The organism is Legionella anisa, from assembly GCF_001467525.1.
GTDB lineage: Bacteria > Pseudomonadota > Gammaproteobacteria > Legionellales > Legionellaceae > Legionella > Legionella anisa.
In genome coordinates, this window is the sequence record NZ_LNXS01000054.1 from 352,055 (window position 1) to 372,593 (window position 20,539).

The following is a 20,539-nucleotide window of genomic DNA, read 5'->3' on the forward strand; positions in this document are numbered from 1 at the left end:
AAAGTAACGTTATATCCCACTGCCTTTATTAAGCACGTCCATAATTATCCTGAAAGCGAACAATATCATCTTCACCCAGATATTCACCGCTTTGTATTTCAATCATTACCAAATCAATCACGCCTGGATTTTCTAAGCGATGTTGATGACCTGCTGGAATATAAGTAGACTCATTGGTATTGACAAAAAAAGTCTGCTCACCATTTACTACTTTGGCCATACCACTTACCACTACCCAATGTTCACTGCGATGATGATGCATTTGTAGGCTTAAACTGGCTCCTGGTTTTACTTCAATACGTTTAATTTTGAAACGATGGCTTTCTTCCAAGACGGTGTATGTACCCCATGGACGATGAACAGTACGATGCACCTTATGTGCTTCATGCCCTTGCATCTTGAGTTGTGTATAAATGTGTTTGACATCTTGTGCACGAGACTTATCTGCCACCAACAATGCATCGGGAGTATCAATGATAATGAGATTCTCAACGCCAACTGCCCCTACAAGACGCTCATCACTTTGAATATAACAATTAGCAACATCATGCAAAAAAGCCTCACCTTCGATTCGGTTCCCTTGATTGTCTGCTTCAATCAGATCACCTAATGTGGCCCATGACCCCACATCTGTCCAGTTGATATCACATGGAACCACTGCGATTTCTGACGATTTTTCCATCAAAGCATAATCAATTGAAATATCAGGTACTAAATTAAAACTCGCGGCATCCAATTCTAGTTGACTAAATCCTTTTCCTTCCGCATGACTGGATTGGTCAATACAATGTTTGGCTGCAGATAAAATAGCAGGACAATGTTTTTCCATTAAATGTAATAGGCTCTCTACGGTAAAAAGAAACATACCGGAATTCCATAGAAATCGATTTGTTGCCAAATAGGTTTGGGCTTTCTCAAAGGAAGGTTTTTCAATGAAACGAAGTACCTGGGAACCTTCTGCTTCAATATAACCATAAGCGGTGCTTGGCGCATCGGGTTGAATACCAAAAGTGACTAATTGACCCTGCATTGCCAATTCACTTGCTTGTGCTACCGCGTTTTGAAAAGCATCTTGATCATGAATTAAATGATCTGCTGCTAAGACCAACATTAAAATATTTTCACCGTATATTTTGTTAATTTGCAGCGCTGCAATAGCAATAGCGGCTGCTGTGTTCCGGCCAAAAGGTTCTAGAATAAAAGAAGTTGAAACTGCGTTTTTATTAATTGCCCGATATTCGTCTTCTATCTTAAAAAATAACTCGCGATGAGTTACGGTCATTACTTCTTTAACTTCAGGCAATAGTGTTGCACGTAAAAAAGCTTTTTGTAATAAACTCTGTCCATCATGTATTCGAATAAAAGGTTTAGGATGTAATTCTCGAGAGACTGGCCAAAGACGCGAACCTGCACCACCACAAAGAATGATAGGTATTAACTGCATAAACTTCCCCTGTATTTTGATAACATGCCTTTGTTTTTTACTAAATGCTAAATTTAGCTTGCTCGTTAATGTAATTTAATTTTACTAAATTGTCGATGGATCGAAGGATGTTTATCCCTTAAAATTTTTAAATTGCATAAAAAAATCAAGTACATTAGAATGAGCGTGCATAAGCTAAGGGACCGAATCAACATCTTACAACGTGCCACTAAAGATTGATTAAAAACGATTGTATTAAGGAAAAATTTGTGTTGATTTAGATGGGAATAAGGAGTGATACCCATGTACTTGTTGCCTTTTGAACAAGCGCTTGCTGGAAAAAAAATATTGGTCACAGGACATACAGGGTTTACAGGGGGGTGGACTTGTCTTTGGCTGCAACAGATTGGGGCCTCCGTTGCGGGCTTTTCTCTTCCCCCTGACACGAAACCCTCATTGTTTGATGCCTTACAGTTGGAAGGTTCTGTTTTAACAACTTTTGGCGATATTTGTCATTTTGATGAATTCTTTCATGCAGTGGAACAATTTCAGCCTGATGTTATTTTGCATTTAGCAGCTCAATCGTTAGTCAGACGCTCTTATCATCTCCCTGTTCGAACTTTTCACGTGAATACTCAAGGAACAGTTCATGTTTTAGAAGTGGCACGTTTGATCAAAAGCGTGCGGGCTGTGCTCTGTGTTACCACAGATAAAGTGTATCAAAACCACGAATGGTTATGGCCTTATCGTGAGAATGATCCACTTGGTGGAAAAGATCCCTACAGCGCATCTAAAGCTGCAGCTGAAATGGTGATTCATAGTTATTCTACTTCTTATCCCTTCGCAGAAGGCAAGGGGCCTGCCATTGCTACCGCTCGTGGTGGCAATATTATCGGAGGTGGTGATTGGTCTGAAGATCGTTTGATTCCTGATTTTGTCCGAGCGATTATTGAAAATACTACCTTAACATTGCGCTTTCCTGATGCAACACGTCCTTGGCAACATGTGCTTGCTTTAACTCACGGTTACCTTATGTTAATGGCAGGGTTGCTCTCTGAACAACCCAATCGTTTCAGCCGTTCCTGGAATTTAGGACCACAAGAATCCTCTCAATATACCGTGAGGAACATGCTCGATCTTATAGGCCAACACTGGGCTTACCCCGAATTAAATTACATGGAAAGTCCTTTGCCAGAAGCAGGCTCACTGGCTTTGGATAGCACGCTTGCTAGAGAAACGCTTGGTTGGCGTCCTGTCTGGAATACACAACGCATGATCGCTGAAACAGCAATGTGGTACCGTGATTATTATCAAAATCCCAGCAATGCACGCCAACTCACATTAAATCAAATTCAATCATGGCGTGAAGGGATTGAATGATGAACGTTATTATAGGTGCACGTAGTCGTTTAGGCCGCTCATTGGCACAATTCTTATCGCTCGATAGATCCATTCTTTTAGATCGTAAGATCTACGATGAATGGTGGCGAGAGAATAGTGCAGATAAAATCTCATATTTTTTCGAAGATCTGCATAAAAAATGGAGAGTTAATACGGGTGAGCAAACACCGGTGTTATTTGTCCCTGCAGGGATACTTGATCCCAATCGATCGGAGAGGGAACATATCCAGGTTAACTTCTCATTAGCTAAAAACATAATAGAAGGAGCAGGTCGATTAGGTTTCCAGACGGTGACTTTTGGCACAGTAATGGAAACGTTAATTGGTTCTCAGACGAGCAATCCCTATATTGCAAGCAAAACGCGTCTAGGGGACTATGTTACTGATTATTCAGTGAAGCATGCGACAGCATTACATATCCGTCTTCATACTCTATATGGAGTGGGGTTGCCCAGCCCGTTTATGTTTCTTGGGCAAGTACTTCATGCTCTTTTGCATCACATCGATTTTAAAATGTCACCAGGAAATCAATTACGGGAATATCATCACATTGATGATGATGTACGTGCACTAATTAATTTAGTTCTTCTTAAGAAAAGTGGTGTTATTGAGTTAAGTCATGGACAGCCATTAACTTTAAAAGCCCTTGCTCATTACATTTTTGCTGCGTTTGGATGTTTGGAGTTACTACAGGTTGGCGCCTTATCTGAACCCCTAAAAGATAACTGTCATCAAGTGTTTTCCCGCTCTACTTTTTTACGGGATGAAACGTTTAGGGATTCTTTTCCCGCTATTGTTTCCTATTTACGGTCATGTCTACAGTACATCAAGGAGGGTGAGCATGTCTAAATTAGAAGAGACAAATCCAAAACAACAAAGACTACCGTTAATTTCCATCTCTATTCCTGTTTTAAATGAAGCGCTTAATTTAGATGCTCTTTATGAACGCTTATTCTCTTTAGGTACACGATTGGCAGGGAAATGCCATTTAGAATTTGTATTCTCTGATAATCATTCTAATGATGAAACCTGGGACAAGTTATCTGCTTTGGCGACAAAAGATCAACGAATAAAAGCCATTCGATTTTCTAAAAATTTTGGATTTCAACGTTCTATTCTTGCCAATTATTTTCATACGCGCGGCGATGCAGTGATGCAGATTGATGCTGATTTGCAAGACCCTCCCGAAATGTTGGAAGATTTTTTTGGATATTGGCAAAAAGGGTACATGGTGGTTTATGGTATTCGCAAAAAACGACAAGAAAGCTGGCTATTAAATAAGTTCCGACAATTTGGTTATTGGGTAATTGATAAAATTAGTGAACATCCGATACCGAGAGATGCGGGAGATTTCAGGCTTATCGATCGTAAGGTAATCACCGCACTTTCTCAAATAAAAACCTCAAACCCTTATATTCGTGGGATGATAGCAAACTTAGGATTCAAACAAATCGGAATTCCTTACGAACGTGAAGCGCGCGTTGCTGGTCATAGTAAATTCAATATTCCCCGTCTTGTCAGTTTGGGATTAACTGCCGTTTTTAATCATTCGTCGGTTCCGCTTCGGTTTGCTTCCTTTACTGGTATTTTGATGCTTGTCATGAGTTTGTTGGGAAGTATTTACTATGTTTTTTTGAGGGCGCTATATCCTGATTTACCACGAGGCCTTGCCAGTATTCACATACTCGTTCTTTTTGGCATCGGTTTAAACTCTATTTTATTAGGTATCATTGGAGAATACTTGCTACGCATTTATCTTACTTTGCGTTCTGAACCTATTGCTGTTATTGAACAAAGCCTTAATTTTTCTGAAACGGAACTTAAATATTAACTAGGACAATATTATGAAAGCAGTTATTCTTGCTGGCGGATTAGGAACAAGAATCGCAGAAGAATCCGATTTAAAACCAAAACCTATGGTAGAAATCGGGGGGCGACCTTTACTATGGCATATTATGAAAACTTATGCACATCATGGTGTCAATGATTTTATCATTTGTCTTGGCTATAAAGGATATCTCATTAAAGAATTCTTTTTTAATTATTATCGCCATATGTCAAATATGTCGATTGATCTCCAGACAGGAGAGTATCAAGTTTTGGATAATCGATCAGAAAACTGGCGCATCACACTGATTGATACAGGATCCGAAACCATGACAGGAGGACGATTGAAGCGAGTAGCACCTTATTTGGATAATGAAACATTTTGCCTAACCTATGGTGATGGTTTAGCAGATATTGATATTACCAAGAGTCTAGTATTTCATCGACAGCAAGGAAAATTAGCTACCGTTACTGCCGTTCAGCCTCCAGGCCGTTTTGGCGTATTGAATCTTGATTCTCGTAATCAAGTACTCAGTTTTGAAGAAAAACCGAGTGACGAAATTGGCTGGATTAATGGTGGTTTTTTTGTGCTTGAACCGCAGGTAATTGAATACATCCAAGATGATACTATTTCATGGGAACGCGAACCTCTCGCTAATTTAGCACGTGATGGCCATTTAGCTGCATACATTCATAATGGTTTCTGGCAGCCATGCGATACATTACGTGATAAAAGGATGCTCGAGCAACTTTGGAATCAAGGCAATGCGCCTTGGCAACTATGGGTAAACTAATGACCAAGAAAAAATCCCATTGGCTTCGGCACATTTTAGGTCTGTTATTAACCATAATTTGTCTTGGTGTAATCTTTAAGAATGTGGATCTCAAAGGCTTAAAAACAGCCTTGGCACAATTTCATTGGGGCTATTTGATACCCGCTGTTTTATCTCTTTTAGTTGGCTATTCATTCCGCGTGCTACGTTGGGCTATTATGCTGCAATCTGCTGGATCAAAGATCAAAGTTAGAACTTGCGTTGCACCATTTTTTGGTTCTTTCGCATTGAATAATGTATTACCACTGCGTCTTGGCGACGCGATGAGGGCTTTTATCTTTCCATCAGCTATAGGTGTTGACAAAATCACAGCAACCAGCAGCCTCTTAATAGAGCGTTTGATTGATTTAATGACATTATTAGCCTGCTTACTTATTAGTTTATTGATTATTAAAGATATAAAACTGCCCTCTTGGTTAGTACATTCCATAGTGAGTTTGGTGATTTTAGGGGGCACTACGTTTATCTTTTTATTACTGTTTAGTGCTAAAATTGCGAAAATAATCATGCAATCGGTGAGTAAAAACTCAGGAAAAGAAACGTTGCTAAGAAAACTATTAGCTCTATTCGCGAAGCTTCTTCAAGATATTACCTTAATGTCCAAAAGTTCAGTACTCTTAACTTTGTTTGGATTGTCTTTATTGGCATGGTTTTTTGAATCCGGGTTATACCTATTTATACTCATGGGATTTGACCTCAGTAAGGGGCTTAGCTTAGCTGTCCTCATCATGGCTATGGTTACCTTATCTACATTGCTCCCTTCTTCTCCTGGGTATATTGGTCCTTTTCACTTAGCTGCTTTTACTGCGTTAACCATGTTAGGCGACAGCACGGAACAAGCCGCCAGTTATGCGGTTTTGGCTCATATTACACTTTGGTTGCCAATCACAGTGATAGGTGGCCTCGTTGTATTATTTACCCCTGAGTTATTCCGTGCTGTATGGCGATACTCGAGTAAAAGTAATACCGGTTTTAACTAATCATTAAGGTATGGATACATGGAACACTATGATGTTGTTATTATTGGCGCAGGATTTACTGGACTTACTGCAGCTTATGTTCTATCAAAGCAGGGATATCGTGTGCGCGTCATTGAAGTAGATGATACACCTGGAGGTTTAGCAGGGACATTTGAATTTGCAGATGGAGTTAGATTAGAAAAATTTTACCATCATTGGTTTAATAACGATCTGCATGTTCCTGAATTGGTAAAAGAATTGGGCATGCAAGAGGACATTATCACATTACCTTCCCGTACTGGTATGTATTTTAACGGTCGAATGTGGAAATTATCGACCCCCATGGATTTGCTCCGCTTCAAAGCATTATCTTTTATAGATCGCATTCGCTTAGGCTTACTTGTCTTTCAAGTACGCAAAGTAAAGAATTGGCAAAAAATTGAACATTTGACGATCCGTGAATGGTTAGAACCACTATGTGGTAAAAACGTATATCGAACCGTCTGGGAACCTTTAATTACGTCCAAATTTTCCCTCTTTGCTGAAGAAGTATCTGCTGTTTGGTTTTGGAAAAAGTTATTACTGCGGGGCAGTACGCGCGATAAAAAAGGAGGGGAGGAGCTTGCTTATTTTAAAGGCGGATTTGGACGTCTTGCAGAAGCAATGGTTAAGGCAATACACGCAGCCGGAGGTACTGTTAGCTTTAACGAAAAAGTAATCAGCGTCAACAACCAGGACCAATATCTAAGCTCAGTGACTACAAATCAAGGAGTTATTGGGGGGAAACAATTTCTTTTTACTCCTGCTTTTTCCATCATTGCCAATTTGTTTGAAGGTACTGCTGATCCTATTTGGATTGAACGCCTAAGAAGGGTTAAATATTTAGGTAATCTATGTCTCGTCTTACGCTTAAAAGAAAGTTTATCAAATATTTATTGGACGAATGTTAATGATCCCGGGTTTCCTTTTGTGGGAGTGATAGAACATACCAATTTCGATTCTCCTGATAACTATCGTGGAACACATATTGCGTTTTTATCCCGCTATCTCGCAGTTGAGGATCCGCTCTGGAACTATAGCGATGAACAATATCTTGAATTTGCTCTACAGCATTTAAAACGTATGTTTCCTAAGCTTGATCGAAGTTGGATTTTAGAATACAAATTATGGCGTGCTGAATATGCACAACCAGTTACCGAACGAAACTATTCACAGTATTTACCTAATGAGAAAACACCATATTCTAATGCGTGGATATCTACTATGGCTCATATCTACCCTGAAGATCGCGGAACTAATTATGCAATTCGTGAAGGACGAAATATTGCTGAGAAAATAAGGTTGGGTCTTTTAAGTACTCCAATGGAAAATGTAAATTCTACCAAAGTATGCGAGATGGTATAGCTGACATATAGAGGTGGGCAAGGAAATAAAATTTATTTACATCATTATACTTTTAAGACTATTAAAGGGATTTTATTATGTTGTTTACCACCCCAATATTTTTATTTTTCTTTCTACCGATTTTTATTTCCCTATATTATCTATGCCCAGCTCAAGGAGAATGGCGCAATGTGTTTGCGTTAATTGGAAGTATTATTTTTTTTTCTTGGGGGGAGCCGGTTTATGTTTTTCTTTTATTGGTCTTGGTTTATTTTGATTATCTTTTGTCAAAAGCTATATCGACAACATCTCCTCTAACCCTTCCAAGAAAAAAAATACTTTTAGGTTTGGGTATTTTGCTGAACGTGAGTATCTTGATCGGATTCAAATATACTGCATTTATACTTAAAGATATTTTGTATCCATTAAATTTATATCATGGAGTCTTGCCTGAAGGCCGTGGGCCATTATTATTAGGAATTTCTTTTATCACTTTTCATAAAATAAGTTATTTGGTAGATAGTTTTAAGGGTAGGGCTACTCCGCCGAGAAGTTTTTACGACTGCGCATTGTATATTTTTTTATTCCCTCAATTGATTGCAGGACCAATTATTCGATACCATGATATTGGTAACCAAATCCAAAAAAGGACATATCCTAGTTCATTGTTTTTAGTGGGATTTTTTCGTTTTTGTGTCGGATTTTCTAAAAAAATATTAATTGCTGATCAATTAGGATTCGTTGCTGACCGTATTTTTGCTCTCCCTGTACCTGAGTTGTCTTTGGGGGCAGCCTGGGCGGGAGCCTTTTCTTATATGTTGCAAATTTATTTTGATTTTTCTGGATATTCGGATATGGCCATTGGTTTAGGTGCTATGATGGGATTTCGTTTCCCTGAAAACTTTAATCAACCTTATTTATCTAGAAGTATCAGTGAATTTTGGCGACGGTGGCATATTAGTTTATCCAGCTGGATGCGTTTGTATTTGTACATTCCTCTTGGGGGTAATCGAGCTTCTAAGTTCAGGGCTTTTACAAATTTATGGATTGTTTTTCTGATTTCTGGTTTTTGGCATGGAGCGAATTGGACTTTTATCGCATGGGGAGCCTATTATGGTTTTTTCCTTTGCTTGGAAAAATATTGTTCAGAACTCTATCCCAATCTAAAGGATTATTTTCCTGACATGTTGCGATTTGCGATGACGATGATCATTGTGTTATTTGGTTGGGTACTTTTTAGATCTCCTACATTGGCTTATGCCCTCGATTTTATAAAAGTGATGTTGGGCATTACCACGTTGAAATTTAATCCTCATCCCTGGGGCTTATTGATTGGTAACCGTGATTTGTTTTTATTACTTCTTGGTTCAATGATTGTATTTTTTAAAGTTCCTGGAACTACATTACGTTTACCATCGTGGTGGCATAGTGCTTGGAGCGATACGATGGTGATACAGGGTATTAGGCAGCAATCATTTCTATTTGCTGCAACTGTGGTTTTGTTAGTATTGGCAACTATGGGGATGTTTAGTTCAGATTATACGCCTTTTCTTTATTTTAGGTTTTAGATCATGAACAATAAAGAAAAGGGATTTACTCGAATAGTTTCAATTATTATCGTACTGCTGTTATGTCTACCACCCCTTCAATCAGTTTTTCACATATTCCATGAAAAACCGTTGTATGGTTATGCGGAAAAAAATTTGGAAAAGCCCGGTAGTTTAGTAAAGGGTTGGTTTGATAGAAAATGGCAGAAATATTGGGAAAGCATGTTTGATGAGAAAGCGGGATTTAGAACAGTTCTAATTCGCGGTTTTAATGAATTATCTTTTCGTCTTTTTTCAGAGATGCCACACCTAAACCTTTATTCTACCAAGGAACATGGACTGTACTTCAGAGTATCGATTGATCAATTAAACAATGCATACATAAATCGCAAGAAATTAACAAAGTCTTATAATGAATTTGCTAAAAAAGTTCAGAAGCTTCAACAATTGCTGGAAGCCAATGGCAAGCATTTTATCGTTGTTATTAGTAGTTCAAAACCTTATGTTCATCCCCAAGGGCTAGGCAAAAGATTATTGGTTTCTACAGATAAAAATCTATTTCGAGAAATAGCTAATCTTGGTTATGAGTTGAAAAGGCAAGGAGTGAATGTTATAGATTCTGCGCCGTTTTTGCGCACATTTTATCGGAAGAAGGCTATTGAAACCCATGCGAATACAGGAGTTCATTGGAACTATTATACAGGATGCATGGTGGCTCAGCAGTTATTTTATAATTCCAAGAAGACCTTAATCGATATTCCTAAGCTTAAATGTGGTAATCCAATTTATAAAAAACCAGAAATGGTTGATTTGGATGGCTTATTGTTGATGAATGTATTTTCAAATGTTAATTTGGCAAAACCCAACCCATATCCCCAACCCTCCGCGAAATTTTTTGGTAATTACCGACCTAAAATTCTTCTCGTAGGTGATAGTTTTATGGATCAAATGATACATGCACTGGATCGTTCAAAAGCTTATGAAAATTTAGTTTATTCACGCTACTTCCAAACCCGAACACTTCATAAACCAGAACGTAGTTTCGTTTTTAATGATTTTCCTTCATTGACTGAACAACAAATTCAAGCGGATATACTAGACGATGTGATGAAGAGTGATTTGATTGTATTACAAATGGTTGATTACAATATTAATCGATTGGGCTACGGGTTTATAGATGCTTTATTAGAACGGTTAAAAAACAGTACTAATCCCGAGGTTCAATCCCATATACCCCCTATAGCTGGGATAAAAATTATTAACGTTAATAATGCATATCCTCAAGAAAAAAATGAGGAAAATTGGTGGTATTGGGTTAAGAATAAAATTATCTTTCAACTACAACCTCTGGATGTATTTTTAGAAATGAAAAGTACACGATTATATTTTGAATACGATCTTCATGGTGCACAACAATTAATCGTTTATTTGAAAGGAAAGGGTATTAAACATAAAATTATTATTGATCAGCCTACAAACGGAAAGAAGGCGGTCTATGATCAGATACTTGGTATTCCTCCTGCATCTCTAACCAGAATTATCATTATGGCAAATGGGACCGCAACGCGTTTAAGTGAAACTGATTCCAGACTTGCTGCTTATGCCATTTTTAATCTAAAAATTATCCCAATAAGTTGAACAATTGTGCTATCTCATAGTTCCGATACTACCTTTTTTCTATGGCAGTTTCCCCCAGCCTAAGACAAGAATCCTAAGCATCAATTGTCACAGGGTGGACTGATAAATTTCGAATGATCCATGCTGCTTTTCGTTGATCACTTGTACTCAAAGGAGACGCTTTGCCATTGGTTTCAATAACAATTTCTGTTAACTCATTGGGAGAAAGATTGATAATTTGACTAAATTTTAATAACTCATCTCCTTTACTATCCATTACACGTTTTTTTATAGCACCCTTTTTAGTCATGATATGCAATGTTAGCTGCTGTTGTCCTCTCGTTGAATATTCAAATTGTAACTGAGTATGTTTTATTTTTTTAGAAATAAAGAGGGGGAGTAATTTAAAATGTGCTTTATGTTCTACCCAATGCCACCAATTATATTTATCGTTTTCTTTATCATATGTCCCACTGACATCAACAATGTGTACCCGACCTTCGCCAGAGAGTATGCCTAATTGAATTGGACCAATGACCATACCTTTTTCCAAAAGCATTTTATGATTAACAGATTCAATGACACACTGCTTCGCTTGCAAGCGCGGAGACTTTTTTGCCAATGGCAGCCAAGGTGAAATATATCCGTCATTACGCCAATCTGAATTTAATTCGCGATCCGCCAAAAAATAAGCCATCATTTGTTTTAACTTATCATTTTTTTGGATCGCAAGATAAATGGGTACACTAGGCGGACAATTGGCCAAGACTTCTTTACGCAAATTGAGATAAAAATGATCTAAATTGTTTATGCCCTCATACTCCGCTAACAAGGGTTGAATTCGCATCATGCTCATCCATAAAGCACTCGATAAACCGATAAATAATACTGCACTTACTGTCACATAAAATAGCCATTTCCTAAAATGCCACCAACTGGCAAAAGCGAAAAGCAATATTGCCATCAGAAAAGGATGCGACCAATCAGACAATTTAAATTGACTCCAACTTTGTCGTTTACCTATTGGAAGCGGTGTTTGCACAAAATAACGAAAGTAGATAAATCCTGCTCCTAAAACAAGTAAAACCATAATAGTGGGTAAAAAAACTCCATTTAATACAAAGCGTTTGAGCTGCTTAAGCCGTAGAGTCAGGCATGCGAGTACCAATAGCAAAATACAATATCCAGATAAAATATACCTGTCTGCATAACTAGGATCAGTCCACTGAAAAATATCCTTGCCCATATAATCAGGTTTAGTCCATTGGAAAATATCCCAGGCGCCGCCATGGACTCCTAATGCATGGGCTAGAAAGCCAATTAACTTCCAATGCACAGGTGTACCTACAGTTGTGTTAGATTGAAGAAGCAATGCCGTATAAGCTCGCAGTAATTCGGTATTCAATATCACCAGAGAAAATAAAAGAAATACTAAGCAAAAAAGAATGAAATTTTTCCAAGCATGGAAACGCCAGGCCATGAACAAACTGCTTGCAAAAACTCCAAACCAAAGGAATGGCAGAAACTCAGAATAAGCATAAACAGCCGCAGAGAATAATAAAGCACAAGGGAGTGCCGGTTGAAGTATTAGAATAGGTTGTCGTATTGTACTCAATCTCTGAAATAAGGGCCCAAGAGTGAACAGTAAAGCGGCACCTAAAGCAAGGCCTAATGTTTGCGGTAAAAAACCAAAATGAGCGCCAAAAACCAGCCCACCTAAACTAAATCCAGGTAATGATAAAAGCACTAATTGTAGCAACCGGGGCATAGTTCTTAATACCCCCAGTAATGGAAATCCAATTGCCAAGCAACAACTGGCTATACTGACAATGGCAACCGTAGGATAAGCCTCATATGACCATTGAAGATGAAGTAATGCTTGTACCAAAGCCAGTAAAAAACTCGCTCCCATACGTAAACCTAAAGTTTGATAAAGAACAACCTGGGTCGTTGATGGTGTTATATTATCTGGGGTAATCTGTTCATAAAAAGCATGCACTTGTAACCAATTGCTATGTACTAAATAGGTAAAGGCATCATTATGGGCATTAAATCCGCCATACAGATACAGCGGCAATAATAAGCTACTTCCACAAAGAAAAGTAAAAGCGCTCACCATTAGAGCGTGAGATGACAATTGCCAAGGATCTCGCTCACGTAGAATAACGCCAAGGAGCAATATTATTAGTAATAGGGGTAAAAAAACAGTATTGCCCAGCGGTAAGTAACGTCCGAGAAGCGACGCGATAATGGTAAGCAGTGCCAAACCTAATATAGGAGATAGAAAAAATAAAGCAGGTGCATTTAATCGATAAGGAACAAAAGCGGCACAACCTCGTCCTAACACCGTAGCGATAAATGTTAACACGGTAATTCCCGCGATAGTTATCCAAAATATACTGGTTCCTAAAAACATTGTCATTTCTCTATCTTCCTATTGAGAGCAGCAGATTCCTAACACAGCGCTGGTAATCAATTTATCATTTTTAATCATAATCTGAACATTTGTCGTTGGCTTCCAATTAAGTGGTTTGGCCTGTCTATCTATTTTTTTTCATCATTAGGAACAAATAGCATCCAGTGGGGAAAACTGGAAGAAGTACTACTGATACGAATATATCCTGGTAATTTCACTGTATCAAACTCTTTTATAAATTGTCTTGTTGAAATAGTTATCACTGCGAGGCTGTATTTTTTTGCAGAAGCTTTTTCTATAAATGATCTTAAACTATCTACTAGCTCGATATTATTTTGATGTTTTTCACCAAAAAATGGTAAAACTGCTGAACCAATTTTATTGAATAATAAAATATTAGAATGATGCATATTAGCCAAATTCGCCTCTTTTAGATTATTGTTTAAGTTAGTCCATAGAGCAGGATGAAGCGCTACTTTTCTTTCCATTTCTGATTGATTTTTCGCTGTAGTGTATGGAACGGGAAACATTTCACCCGCTTGTAAAAAAGTAAAAATACAATTAGCCATTATTATGACAACGGTACAAATTACCAGTAATCTGTTGCGATGATAATTCGACGTTTTAAAACGAAATGGCCATGCTATTATAAAAGTCACAAGCACCAACAGATATGGAGCAAAATAACGAAACGACCACGGACGCCACGGTAGGTTAATTAATAAATAACTAAAGCCTATTCCCATGAAAAAAATAACAATCCAATATCGATAGTTTTGCAAGTGCAATTTTTTTGGGGTCTCAATACGAGTGCTTTTTAACCATAGACTATAAATAAACCAAAGCGCTATTGGAACTGCTAAAAATCCAAGACCATATTTCAATACATAATATTTTTTCGGAGGCGAAAAAAGAAAGGAAATACTGCTTCCTGATTTAATTATTCCATTTAAATTACCAATAATATTGTTAAATGAGGGAGCTGGTGATTCAAGATGCTTAAAAAAATCCCCAAAAACAAAATAATTTAAGAAATACCTACTGTTTGCAATGCCAAACAGAAAAATGCCACCTAGAAATATTAGCCAGTTACTTTTTTTATTAGGCAAAAAAATAACTATGAAAAAGAGTAAACTTAGGGTTAGGCCTACAAAAGGTAAAACTATTATTTTTGCCCCCATAGCTAGTCCAAATGAAGCATAGGCAAAGAGTAAATTTAACGAATTGTTTTGTGAATCTTCTTTAGCTAAAGCACGAAAAGTAAATCCTAGGCCGATTGCAAAACAAGTGACTGCCAATAGATCGCCTTTAATTGTAGCAGTTAAACCTAAAATAACTGGAGTTGAAGTTAACAATAAACCTGAGAAAAATCTAAAGCGTGCAGGAATACCAAATAGGCCACTTAACCAACTATATCCCAAAAAACTAAGCAACCAAATTTCAACATTGCCGAAAGAACTCGCTTGCTCATTACCAACGCATAACAAATAAAATAAAGAGTTTAATTCACCGTTCCATTCGTTACTAAAAATATTTATCGCCTGTGTAGGTTGGCTAACAAATAAAGTGTGATAATGTGCGTAAAATTCAATACGCGTTAGTCCATAGGTAATGGCGTCCCAAGTATTATCATAATAATATAAACTTCGATAAGTAAGAATCAGAAAAATTGTAACTGCACCAACGATAGCGATTAAACCATTAGTGCTCATTAATAATTTGTAATTGCTTAGTTTTAATTGTGGACTCTCTTTTATTCTCATACAAAAAATCAAAAGAATAAAATTAAAAAATATTAATCCTATCCACATGTAGAAAGTAGTTAACATAGTAAAACTGGATAAAATCAACATCAACAAAATATAAATGCACTCGGTGATTGACCACGCACCAAGAATACTACCGAGAAGATCAGAATATCTATTTAAAAACAGCCGCGTAGTCAAACCCACAGATAAGAGCTTAAGAAAAAAAACAAGTAATAAAATAGAAGCGAACTGACTCATTTGTTACCTATTAGGATAGTTTACGAATTAATATGTCATTTAATTGAATATGACCACGACCTTGTGCCCAACCTCCCAAACCAAAGGATAAAAAATATTTATTTTTAGTTTTATCATTGATTTGAACAATAGTGGAGAATTTTGTTGGCTTGGTATAACTTCCAACAGGAATATTAATTAATTTTTTTAAACCATGAAGGGAAATATGCCCGCTTCCTGCTACAACTTGACCTGTTACTTCCGCGGATATTTGGTAAACTCCTACAGGTAGTGTTACAGGAATAATTAATGCCGCATCCACCAAATGTTTCGTACTTTTTATACCCAAAGTTGAAGTATCAAAACTAACTTTTAATCCTGATTTTATAAATGGACTTTGCCATGGTTGCCATTTTGTCAATTGAGATAAGGTTATCGGCTTTATAGAACTGGATGTAGGAGGCATTACAATGAGTTCATTATTTGAAAAGATAGCATTTATTTTTTTATTTTTAAGTTCTATATTTTCTTTATTAAAAAAAATATTTGCTTTTATTCGTTCATTTTCAGGTAGGTATGCATCTTTTCGGTATGGTTTAAAATCCATATAAACAAGATGTCCACTCAACGCAGCTCGCTGCATATCAGAGTCTTTAAACAAGATTATTGAATTAAAAGGCAGCTTTTGCATTTTTTTTAGTACTATTCTTTCGTTTTTAGAGTAGGGTATGTAGCTATGTACCATGTAAAAACCAATTAGAACTGAGCTTAAAGAACAGAAATAAGCAAGAGGAGTTACTAATAACCACTTCAGTGAATTACGGTTTCCAAGTTTACTCCATATCCATGTATATCCTATTATTGAGACAACAATCGACAAAGTGTGGATAAGGAAGGCCGATTTAATGGCAAAATCTTCATCTTCCGAAATAATCAGTACTAATACTGCTGCAGCAAAAGGAATGGCATAACTAATACCTAACTGGGTCCATCTTTTTCCTCTGAGCGAAATAAAAAATAGCAGTACCCCTAAAAATAAAATAAACTCACTTAAAATAAAGTAGTGCAATCCATGAAGGGGCCAGAGCCCCAGTAACACTGAATGGCCTGACCATTTTTTAGCTTGCCATATAAAATAACTGGTACTGCCTAGAAATAAAATAAGCGCTATTATTTGATATTTAGGCGTGCTATAAGATTTCCGATAATCCCATATCCAGTATAGAAGAAAAGTGATAAAGATAATTGGGGTTAGAATAAACCCTGATAATGCAGCGGAACTCAACAGTAAAGGGTATAGTACAACTCGCAATAGGGAGGAGGGCATGTTGTATACTACCCAAGAACCTATGATACAACAACTGACAAAAAGGTATTGCGGTAGATAAACTGAATAGGTTAGGGGTTCTTCCATCCAAAAATCAGCCATTTTGTTTACCTTAAGTAAAGCTCCCATTGGCTCATCTGTAGAAAATATCAAGGGTAATAGACTGCTTAAAAAAGTTGCAAATAGTAATCCAACTATTTTTTGATACTTGCTAAATTTGAACCGATCCATAGTGATTTCAAGCATACCCAGTGCTTGCCATGAAGCCCATAAAACAGCACAACTATAAATTGGTATGACATAATTGGCTTTCGCAATACAGCGAACGATTAGCCCTAAAGGGAAATAAAATAATAAATTGTATGCAAAACTTAGATCTGGGAAATAAGGATTAGGGACGGGCCATTGTTCTGCATGAGCAGCAGCTATAACTGCAGCGATTCCCTTCGGTAAATCAACAATAGGTGGTAAGTGAAATACTGTACTTTTTCCAAAAAGGCAGGGTAAATAAATAATAAAAATGATACTTAGATAAGTAATTTTTATAATGAGCGCTGGGGTAAAGCGAAAAGGTTTTCTAATGCTTAACTGTTGCTTTTTATAAAGATAGTATAAGGCAACACATGAGCAGATAGAGGCTATTAATCCTCCATAAACTAATGTCCCCAAGGTAATTAAAGAAAGGAAACACAACAATGCGGTCAAAGCATAACCGGTTACATATTCTAACGCATCTGGAGTAGTACGATTATTTAATTTTTGTGGATAAAATACTAGAAACAACCACCTAACAGCATAGCCACTAAAAAAAAATAAATGTGTCCCGAATAACAAAGACAAAAGTAGCTTCAAAAAATCCATATTTTCATTTATCCCTAAAAATATTGTCTTTTCTCTAAAATTTTATTGAGCAAGGACTCCCAAAAGCCTCGTGACTTGTACATCTACCATTTTTTGAATCATGTCTTGAACATTTACCGTTGGTTGCCAATTTAAAACCCGTCGTGCTTTGGATGCATCAGCAACGGTTTGTAATGTTTCCAAAGGTCGAATCAGGGCAGGATCACTGATGACATGTGCTTGCCACTCTTTGCCCACATGTTGATATGCGATAGCACATAACTCTGCCAATGTGTGTAAAGTTCCAGTGCCAATCACAAAATCTTCGGGTTTATCTTGCTGCAGCATGAGCCACATTGCGTACACAAAATCTGGTGCATACCCCCAATCACGTGCAATGCTTAAATTACCTAACGCTAATTTACCTTGTGATACCAGTGTAAAACCTTTTTCGTTTACATCAGGTGAGTTATTAATCCCGAGCTTAGCGCAGGCAGCACCATATGCAATCTTTTGTGTCAGAAAATGCAGTGGGCGACGTTCGCTTTCGTGATTGAACAAAATACCATTAACAATAAATAATCCATAACTTTCGCGATAGATACGCATCATCTGATGGCTAAATACTTTGGAGGCAGCGTAAGGATTGCTTGGATTAAAAGGTGTTTCTTCATTTTGAGGGGATATTTTAGTGTGTCCGAACATATCTGAAGATGAGGCATGGTAACATCGTGCTTGGGGGCAAAACCGACGCAAAGCTTCCAAGAGATGAATCGTTCCCATGCCATTCGCATTCAAAGTTTGATGTACTTGTGTCCAAGATTGGCCAGGGCGTGATTGTGATGCGAGATGGTAGATCTCATCGGGTCTTGAAATATCAATCGCAACAGAAATATCCGCTTCATTGACAATATCCCCATAGATCATCTGTACGTTGCTTAATGGCTCTGGCACCTCTGGAGAATTTGCATGAGATGTTTTACGAGCAAAGCCAAATACTTGATACCCTTTTTTTAATAACAACTCTTTGAGAAAAAAACCATCTTGGCCATTAATTCCTGTGATCAAAGCACGTCGCATAAAGACCCCACTTAAACTATGTTCAGCATCCCATTTAAAACTTTTGGTAACTATTCACCACGTTCAACCTCCACTCAATTCTGACTTTTCCTCTAAAGCATTCAAAAAGTGGTGAATGGATACAACTGTTGTTTTATTTTTTTGCCAGTTTATTTGTAAAGCCGCAATAGGGTCTCTTATTGAATTTAAGAAGTCAATCTTTCGATGAGTCTTATTGTGATTACTTCTTGATTTTATTGATTCTTAATGAACTTTATATTATCTTAAAAAGTGGTTGAACCCTAGGCATATTGGGTTTTAAAAAGTGGAAAAAGGATTTGCGGATGTTCTTTAAATGATTTATTACTTTGTAACCATGAAAGGTAATTGTCACGATCCTCAAATAACAAGAAATCATACATGTTGAGCATATACCCGTGACTTCTGAAATTGTTATTGATGTTGCTAACGTTAGCAAGCGTTATGAGTCTTACTCAACCCCTCAAGATAGATTGAAGCAAGCTGTAATGCCACGCCTATACCAAACAGGCGCGTCTTTAGGAATTGTAAAAAATAAAAAGCCTATTTACTTCCGTGAGTTTTGGGCATTACAAAATGTATCGGTTCAAGTGCATAAAGGGGAAACCTTCGGGATCATTGGTCGCAACGGCAGCGGCAAAAGTACATTATTGCAAATCATTGCAGGTATTTTAACCCCTACAAGTGGAAACGTTATTGCTAAGGGGCGGCTCGCGGCACTCTTGGAATTAGGTAGTGGCTTTAATCCTGAATTCACAGGAAAGGAGAATATCTTCCTTAATGGGTATATATTAGGACTCAACCAAACAGAAATTCAGCAGCGATACGAGCAGATTGTCGAATTTGCTGATATTGGCGACTTCATTAATCAACCTGTAAAAACATATTCCAGTGGAATGTTTGTAAGGCTTGCATTTGCAGTACAAGCACATGTTGATGCTGATATCGTTATTATTGATGAAGCACTCGCTGTTGGAGATATATTTTTCCGTCAGAAATGTTATGCACATTTAGAAAAATTAAAAGAGTCGGGTACCGTTATTTTATTGGTATCTCATTCTATGAATGAAATAGAACAACATTGTGAGCGAGCAATTTTGTTGGAAAATGGTAAACCATTTTTTCTTGGTAGTGCTGTCGAAGCGACAAAACACTATTATTTATTGCATCAACCTAGCGGGCAAGAAACACAACAATCTACGACAAATCAACTCGTTTCAAAACAGCATACACAAAAGATTAATACGAAAAAAACAGATATTTGGGATGATAATTCTATATTTGTAAATGCGTCAAAACTAAAGCAAGTTTCCAATCACATGGCTAAATGCACACGTTATGCGCTATGCGACAATTCGGGTAATCCATGTACCCGATTTTCTCAAGGCGACGTAGCAGTTTTTTATTATGAATTTCTTTTATTACAGTCGATTGCTATCCCTCTAGGGGGTATTGTCATTCGAAATGATAAAGGCATTATTGTACATGGTAAGGGTTCTTTAGAATACGATGTAGATATTTCTTCGGAACATTTCAAAGCGGGTACTCTTATTCGCTGTCAGCAAGCAGTAACCTTAAAATTACAGCCTGGTGAATACAGCTTTGAATTAGGATTCGCTAGTATTGATTCTAAAACCTATAAAGAGAAGTCCTTCCTGAACCATGATGAATTATTTGGGCAGATTATGCGAATCTGTCATTTACCCGATGCTGGCATTCTAAGTGTAAGGATGCGCACTGGGGCTCGTACTGGCCCACAATTAACTCACCATGGAATTGCTGATTTACCAGGAAAGTTTGGGTTTGCTTTTTCGAAATACGATGAAAAATTTTTGTTATCTCAGCCAACTGAGACATCCAGTACTTAACAATATGGAGTATTTA

At 37.3% G+C, this 20,539-nt stretch carries 14 protein-coding genes; 9 read left to right on the top strand and 5 right to left on the bottom strand.

Annotation, left to right across the window (positions count from 1 at the left end; all coding sequences use genetic code 11):
• Positions 1-28: 28 nt before the first annotated feature.
• Positions 29-1,444 (bottom strand): mannose-1-phosphate guanylyltransferase/mannose-6-phosphate isomerase, encoded by a 1,416-nt coding sequence (locus Lani_RS18005; protein ID WP_019235385.1) that lies wholly within the window; start codon positions 1,442-1,444, stop codon positions 29-31.
• Positions 1,445-1,726: 282 nt separating this feature from the next.
• On the opposite strand from Lani_RS18005, the gene rfbG reads away from it, so the two are divergent.
• The 8 genes from rfbG (at position 1,727) to Lani_RS18045 (ending at position 11,010) form a co-directional block, all read left to right on the top strand.
• Entirely contained in the window at positions 1,727-2,803 is a 1,077-nt protein-coding gene (gene rfbG / locus Lani_RS18010; protein WP_019235384.1) for a CDP-glucose 4,6-dehydratase, read from the top strand.
• Complete coding sequence (locus Lani_RS20360) at positions 2,800-3,672, top strand: NAD-dependent epimerase/dehydratase family protein (RefSeq protein WP_202803986.1); 873 nt, start codon at positions 2,800-2,802, stop codon at positions 3,670-3,672. Before rfbG ends, Lani_RS20360 begins: the two co-directional genes overlap by 4 nt.
• Complete coding sequence (locus tag Lani_RS18020) at positions 3,665-4,654, top strand: glycosyltransferase family 2 protein (RefSeq protein WP_019235382.1); 990 nt, start codon at positions 3,665-3,667, stop codon at positions 4,652-4,654. Before Lani_RS20360 ends, Lani_RS18020 begins: the two co-directional genes overlap by 8 nt.
• A 13-nt stretch (positions 4,655-4,667) precedes the next feature.
• Positions 4,668-5,444: a glucose-1-phosphate cytidylyltransferase gene (rfbF, locus tag Lani_RS18025; protein ID WP_058388740.1), complete on the top strand. Its 777-nt coding sequence runs from the start codon at positions 4,668-4,670 to the stop codon at positions 5,442-5,444.
• Positions 5,444-6,463, top strand: a complete 1,020-nt coding sequence (locus tag Lani_RS18030; RefSeq protein ID WP_019233267.1) for a lysylphosphatidylglycerol synthase transmembrane domain-containing protein — start codon at positions 5,444-5,446, stop codon at positions 6,461-6,463. The genes rfbF and Lani_RS18030 overlap by 1 nt, the downstream gene beginning before the upstream one ends.
• An 18-nt stretch (positions 6,464-6,481) precedes the next feature.
• The gene (locus Lani_RS18035) at positions 6,482-7,846 is read left to right on the top strand and encodes an NAD(P)/FAD-dependent oxidoreductase (RefSeq protein ID WP_019233266.1); all 1,365 of its coding nucleotides are present in this window, start codon (positions 6,482-6,484) and stop codon (positions 7,844-7,846) included.
• A 77-nt stretch (positions 7,847-7,923) separates the two neighbouring features.
• Positions 7,924-9,393 (top strand): MBOAT family O-acyltransferase, encoded by a 1,470-nt coding sequence (locus Lani_RS18040; RefSeq protein WP_019233265.1) that lies wholly within the window; start codon positions 7,924-7,926, stop codon positions 9,391-9,393.
• A 3-nt stretch (positions 9,394-9,396) separates the two neighbouring features.
• A complete protein-coding gene (locus Lani_RS18045) occupies positions 9,397-11,010 on the top strand; it encodes an alginate O-acetyltransferase AlgX-related protein (RefSeq protein WP_019233264.1) in 1,614 nt (537 codons plus the stop codon).
• A 73-nt stretch (positions 11,011-11,083) separates the two neighbouring features.
• Here Lani_RS18045 and Lani_RS18050 read toward each other — a convergent pair whose 3' ends face one another.
• The 4 genes from Lani_RS18050 to Lani_RS18065 form a co-directional block, all read right to left on the bottom strand.
• Positions 11,084-13,411 (bottom strand): hypothetical protein, encoded by a 2,328-nt coding sequence (locus Lani_RS18050; RefSeq protein WP_019233263.1) that lies wholly within the window; start codon positions 13,409-13,411, stop codon positions 11,084-11,086.
• Between the two features lie 122 nt (positions 13,412-13,533).
• Complete coding sequence (locus tag Lani_RS18055) at positions 13,534-15,411, bottom strand: hypothetical protein (RefSeq protein ID WP_019233262.1); 1,878 nt, start codon at positions 15,409-15,411, stop codon at positions 13,534-13,536.
• Between the two features lie 10 nt (positions 15,412-15,421).
• Positions 15,422-17,578 carry a hypothetical protein gene (locus Lani_RS18060; RefSeq protein ID WP_019233261.1) on the bottom strand — a complete coding sequence of 719 codons (2,157 nt, stop codon included), beginning with the start codon at positions 17,576-17,578 and terminating at the stop codon, positions 15,422-15,424.
• A gap of 42 nt (positions 17,579-17,620) precedes the next feature.
• On the bottom strand, positions 17,621-18,637 hold the full coding sequence (locus Lani_RS18065; protein ID WP_019233260.1) for a GDP-mannose 4,6-dehydratase: 1,017 nt from the start codon (positions 18,635-18,637) through the stop codon (positions 17,621-17,623).
• Between the two features lie 416 nt (positions 18,638-19,053).
• On the opposite strand from Lani_RS18065, the gene Lani_RS18070 reads away from it, so the two are divergent.
• Positions 19,054-20,523 carry an ABC transporter ATP-binding protein gene (locus Lani_RS18070; protein WP_019233259.1) on the top strand — a complete coding sequence of 490 codons (1,470 nt, stop codon included), beginning with the start codon at positions 19,054-19,056 and terminating at the stop codon, positions 20,521-20,523.
• Positions 20,524-20,539: the final 16 nt, after the last annotated feature.

Coding starts and splice junctions, on each gene's coding strand:
- Lani_RS18055 (WP_019233262.1), bottom strand. CDS start 15,411: ATGAGTCAGTTCGCTTCTATTTTATTACTTGTTTTTTTTCTTAAGCTC.
- Lani_RS20360 (WP_202803986.1), top strand. CDS start 2,800: ATGATGAACGTTATTATAGGTGCACGTAGTCGTTTAGGCCGCTCATTG.
- Lani_RS18060 (WP_019233261.1), bottom strand. CDS start 17,578: ATGGATTTTTTGAAGCTACTTTTGTCTTTGTTATTCGGGACACATTTA.
- rfbG (WP_019235384.1), top strand. CDS start 1,727: ATGTACTTGTTGCCTTTTGAACAAGCGCTTGCTGGAAAAAAAATATTG.
- Lani_RS18005 (WP_019235385.1), bottom strand. CDS start 1,444: ATGCAGTTAATACCTATCATTCTTTGTGGTGGTGCAGGTTCGCGTCTT.
- Lani_RS18020 (WP_019235382.1), top strand. CDS start 3,665: ATGTCTAAATTAGAAGAGACAAATCCAAAACAACAAAGACTACCGTTA.
- Lani_RS18065 (WP_019233260.1), bottom strand. CDS start 18,637: ATGCGACGTGCTTTGATCACAGGAATTAATGGCCAAGATGGTTTTTTT.
- Lani_RS18050 (WP_019233263.1), bottom strand. CDS start 13,411: ATGACAATGTTTTTAGGAACCAGTATATTTTGGATAACTATCGCGGGA.
- Lani_RS18045 (WP_019233264.1), top strand. CDS start 9,397: ATGAACAATAAAGAAAAGGGATTTACTCGAATAGTTTCAATTATTATC.
- Lani_RS18040 (WP_019233265.1), top strand. CDS start 7,924: ATGTTGTTTACCACCCCAATATTTTTATTTTTCTTTCTACCGATTTTT.
- rfbF (WP_058388740.1), top strand. CDS start 4,668: ATGAAAGCAGTTATTCTTGCTGGCGGATTAGGAACAAGAATCGCAGAA.
- Lani_RS18035 (WP_019233266.1), top strand. CDS start 6,482: ATGGAACACTATGATGTTGTTATTATTGGCGCAGGATTTACTGGACTT.
- Lani_RS18030 (WP_019233267.1), top strand. CDS start 5,444: ATGACCAAGAAAAAATCCCATTGGCTTCGGCACATTTTAGGTCTGTTA.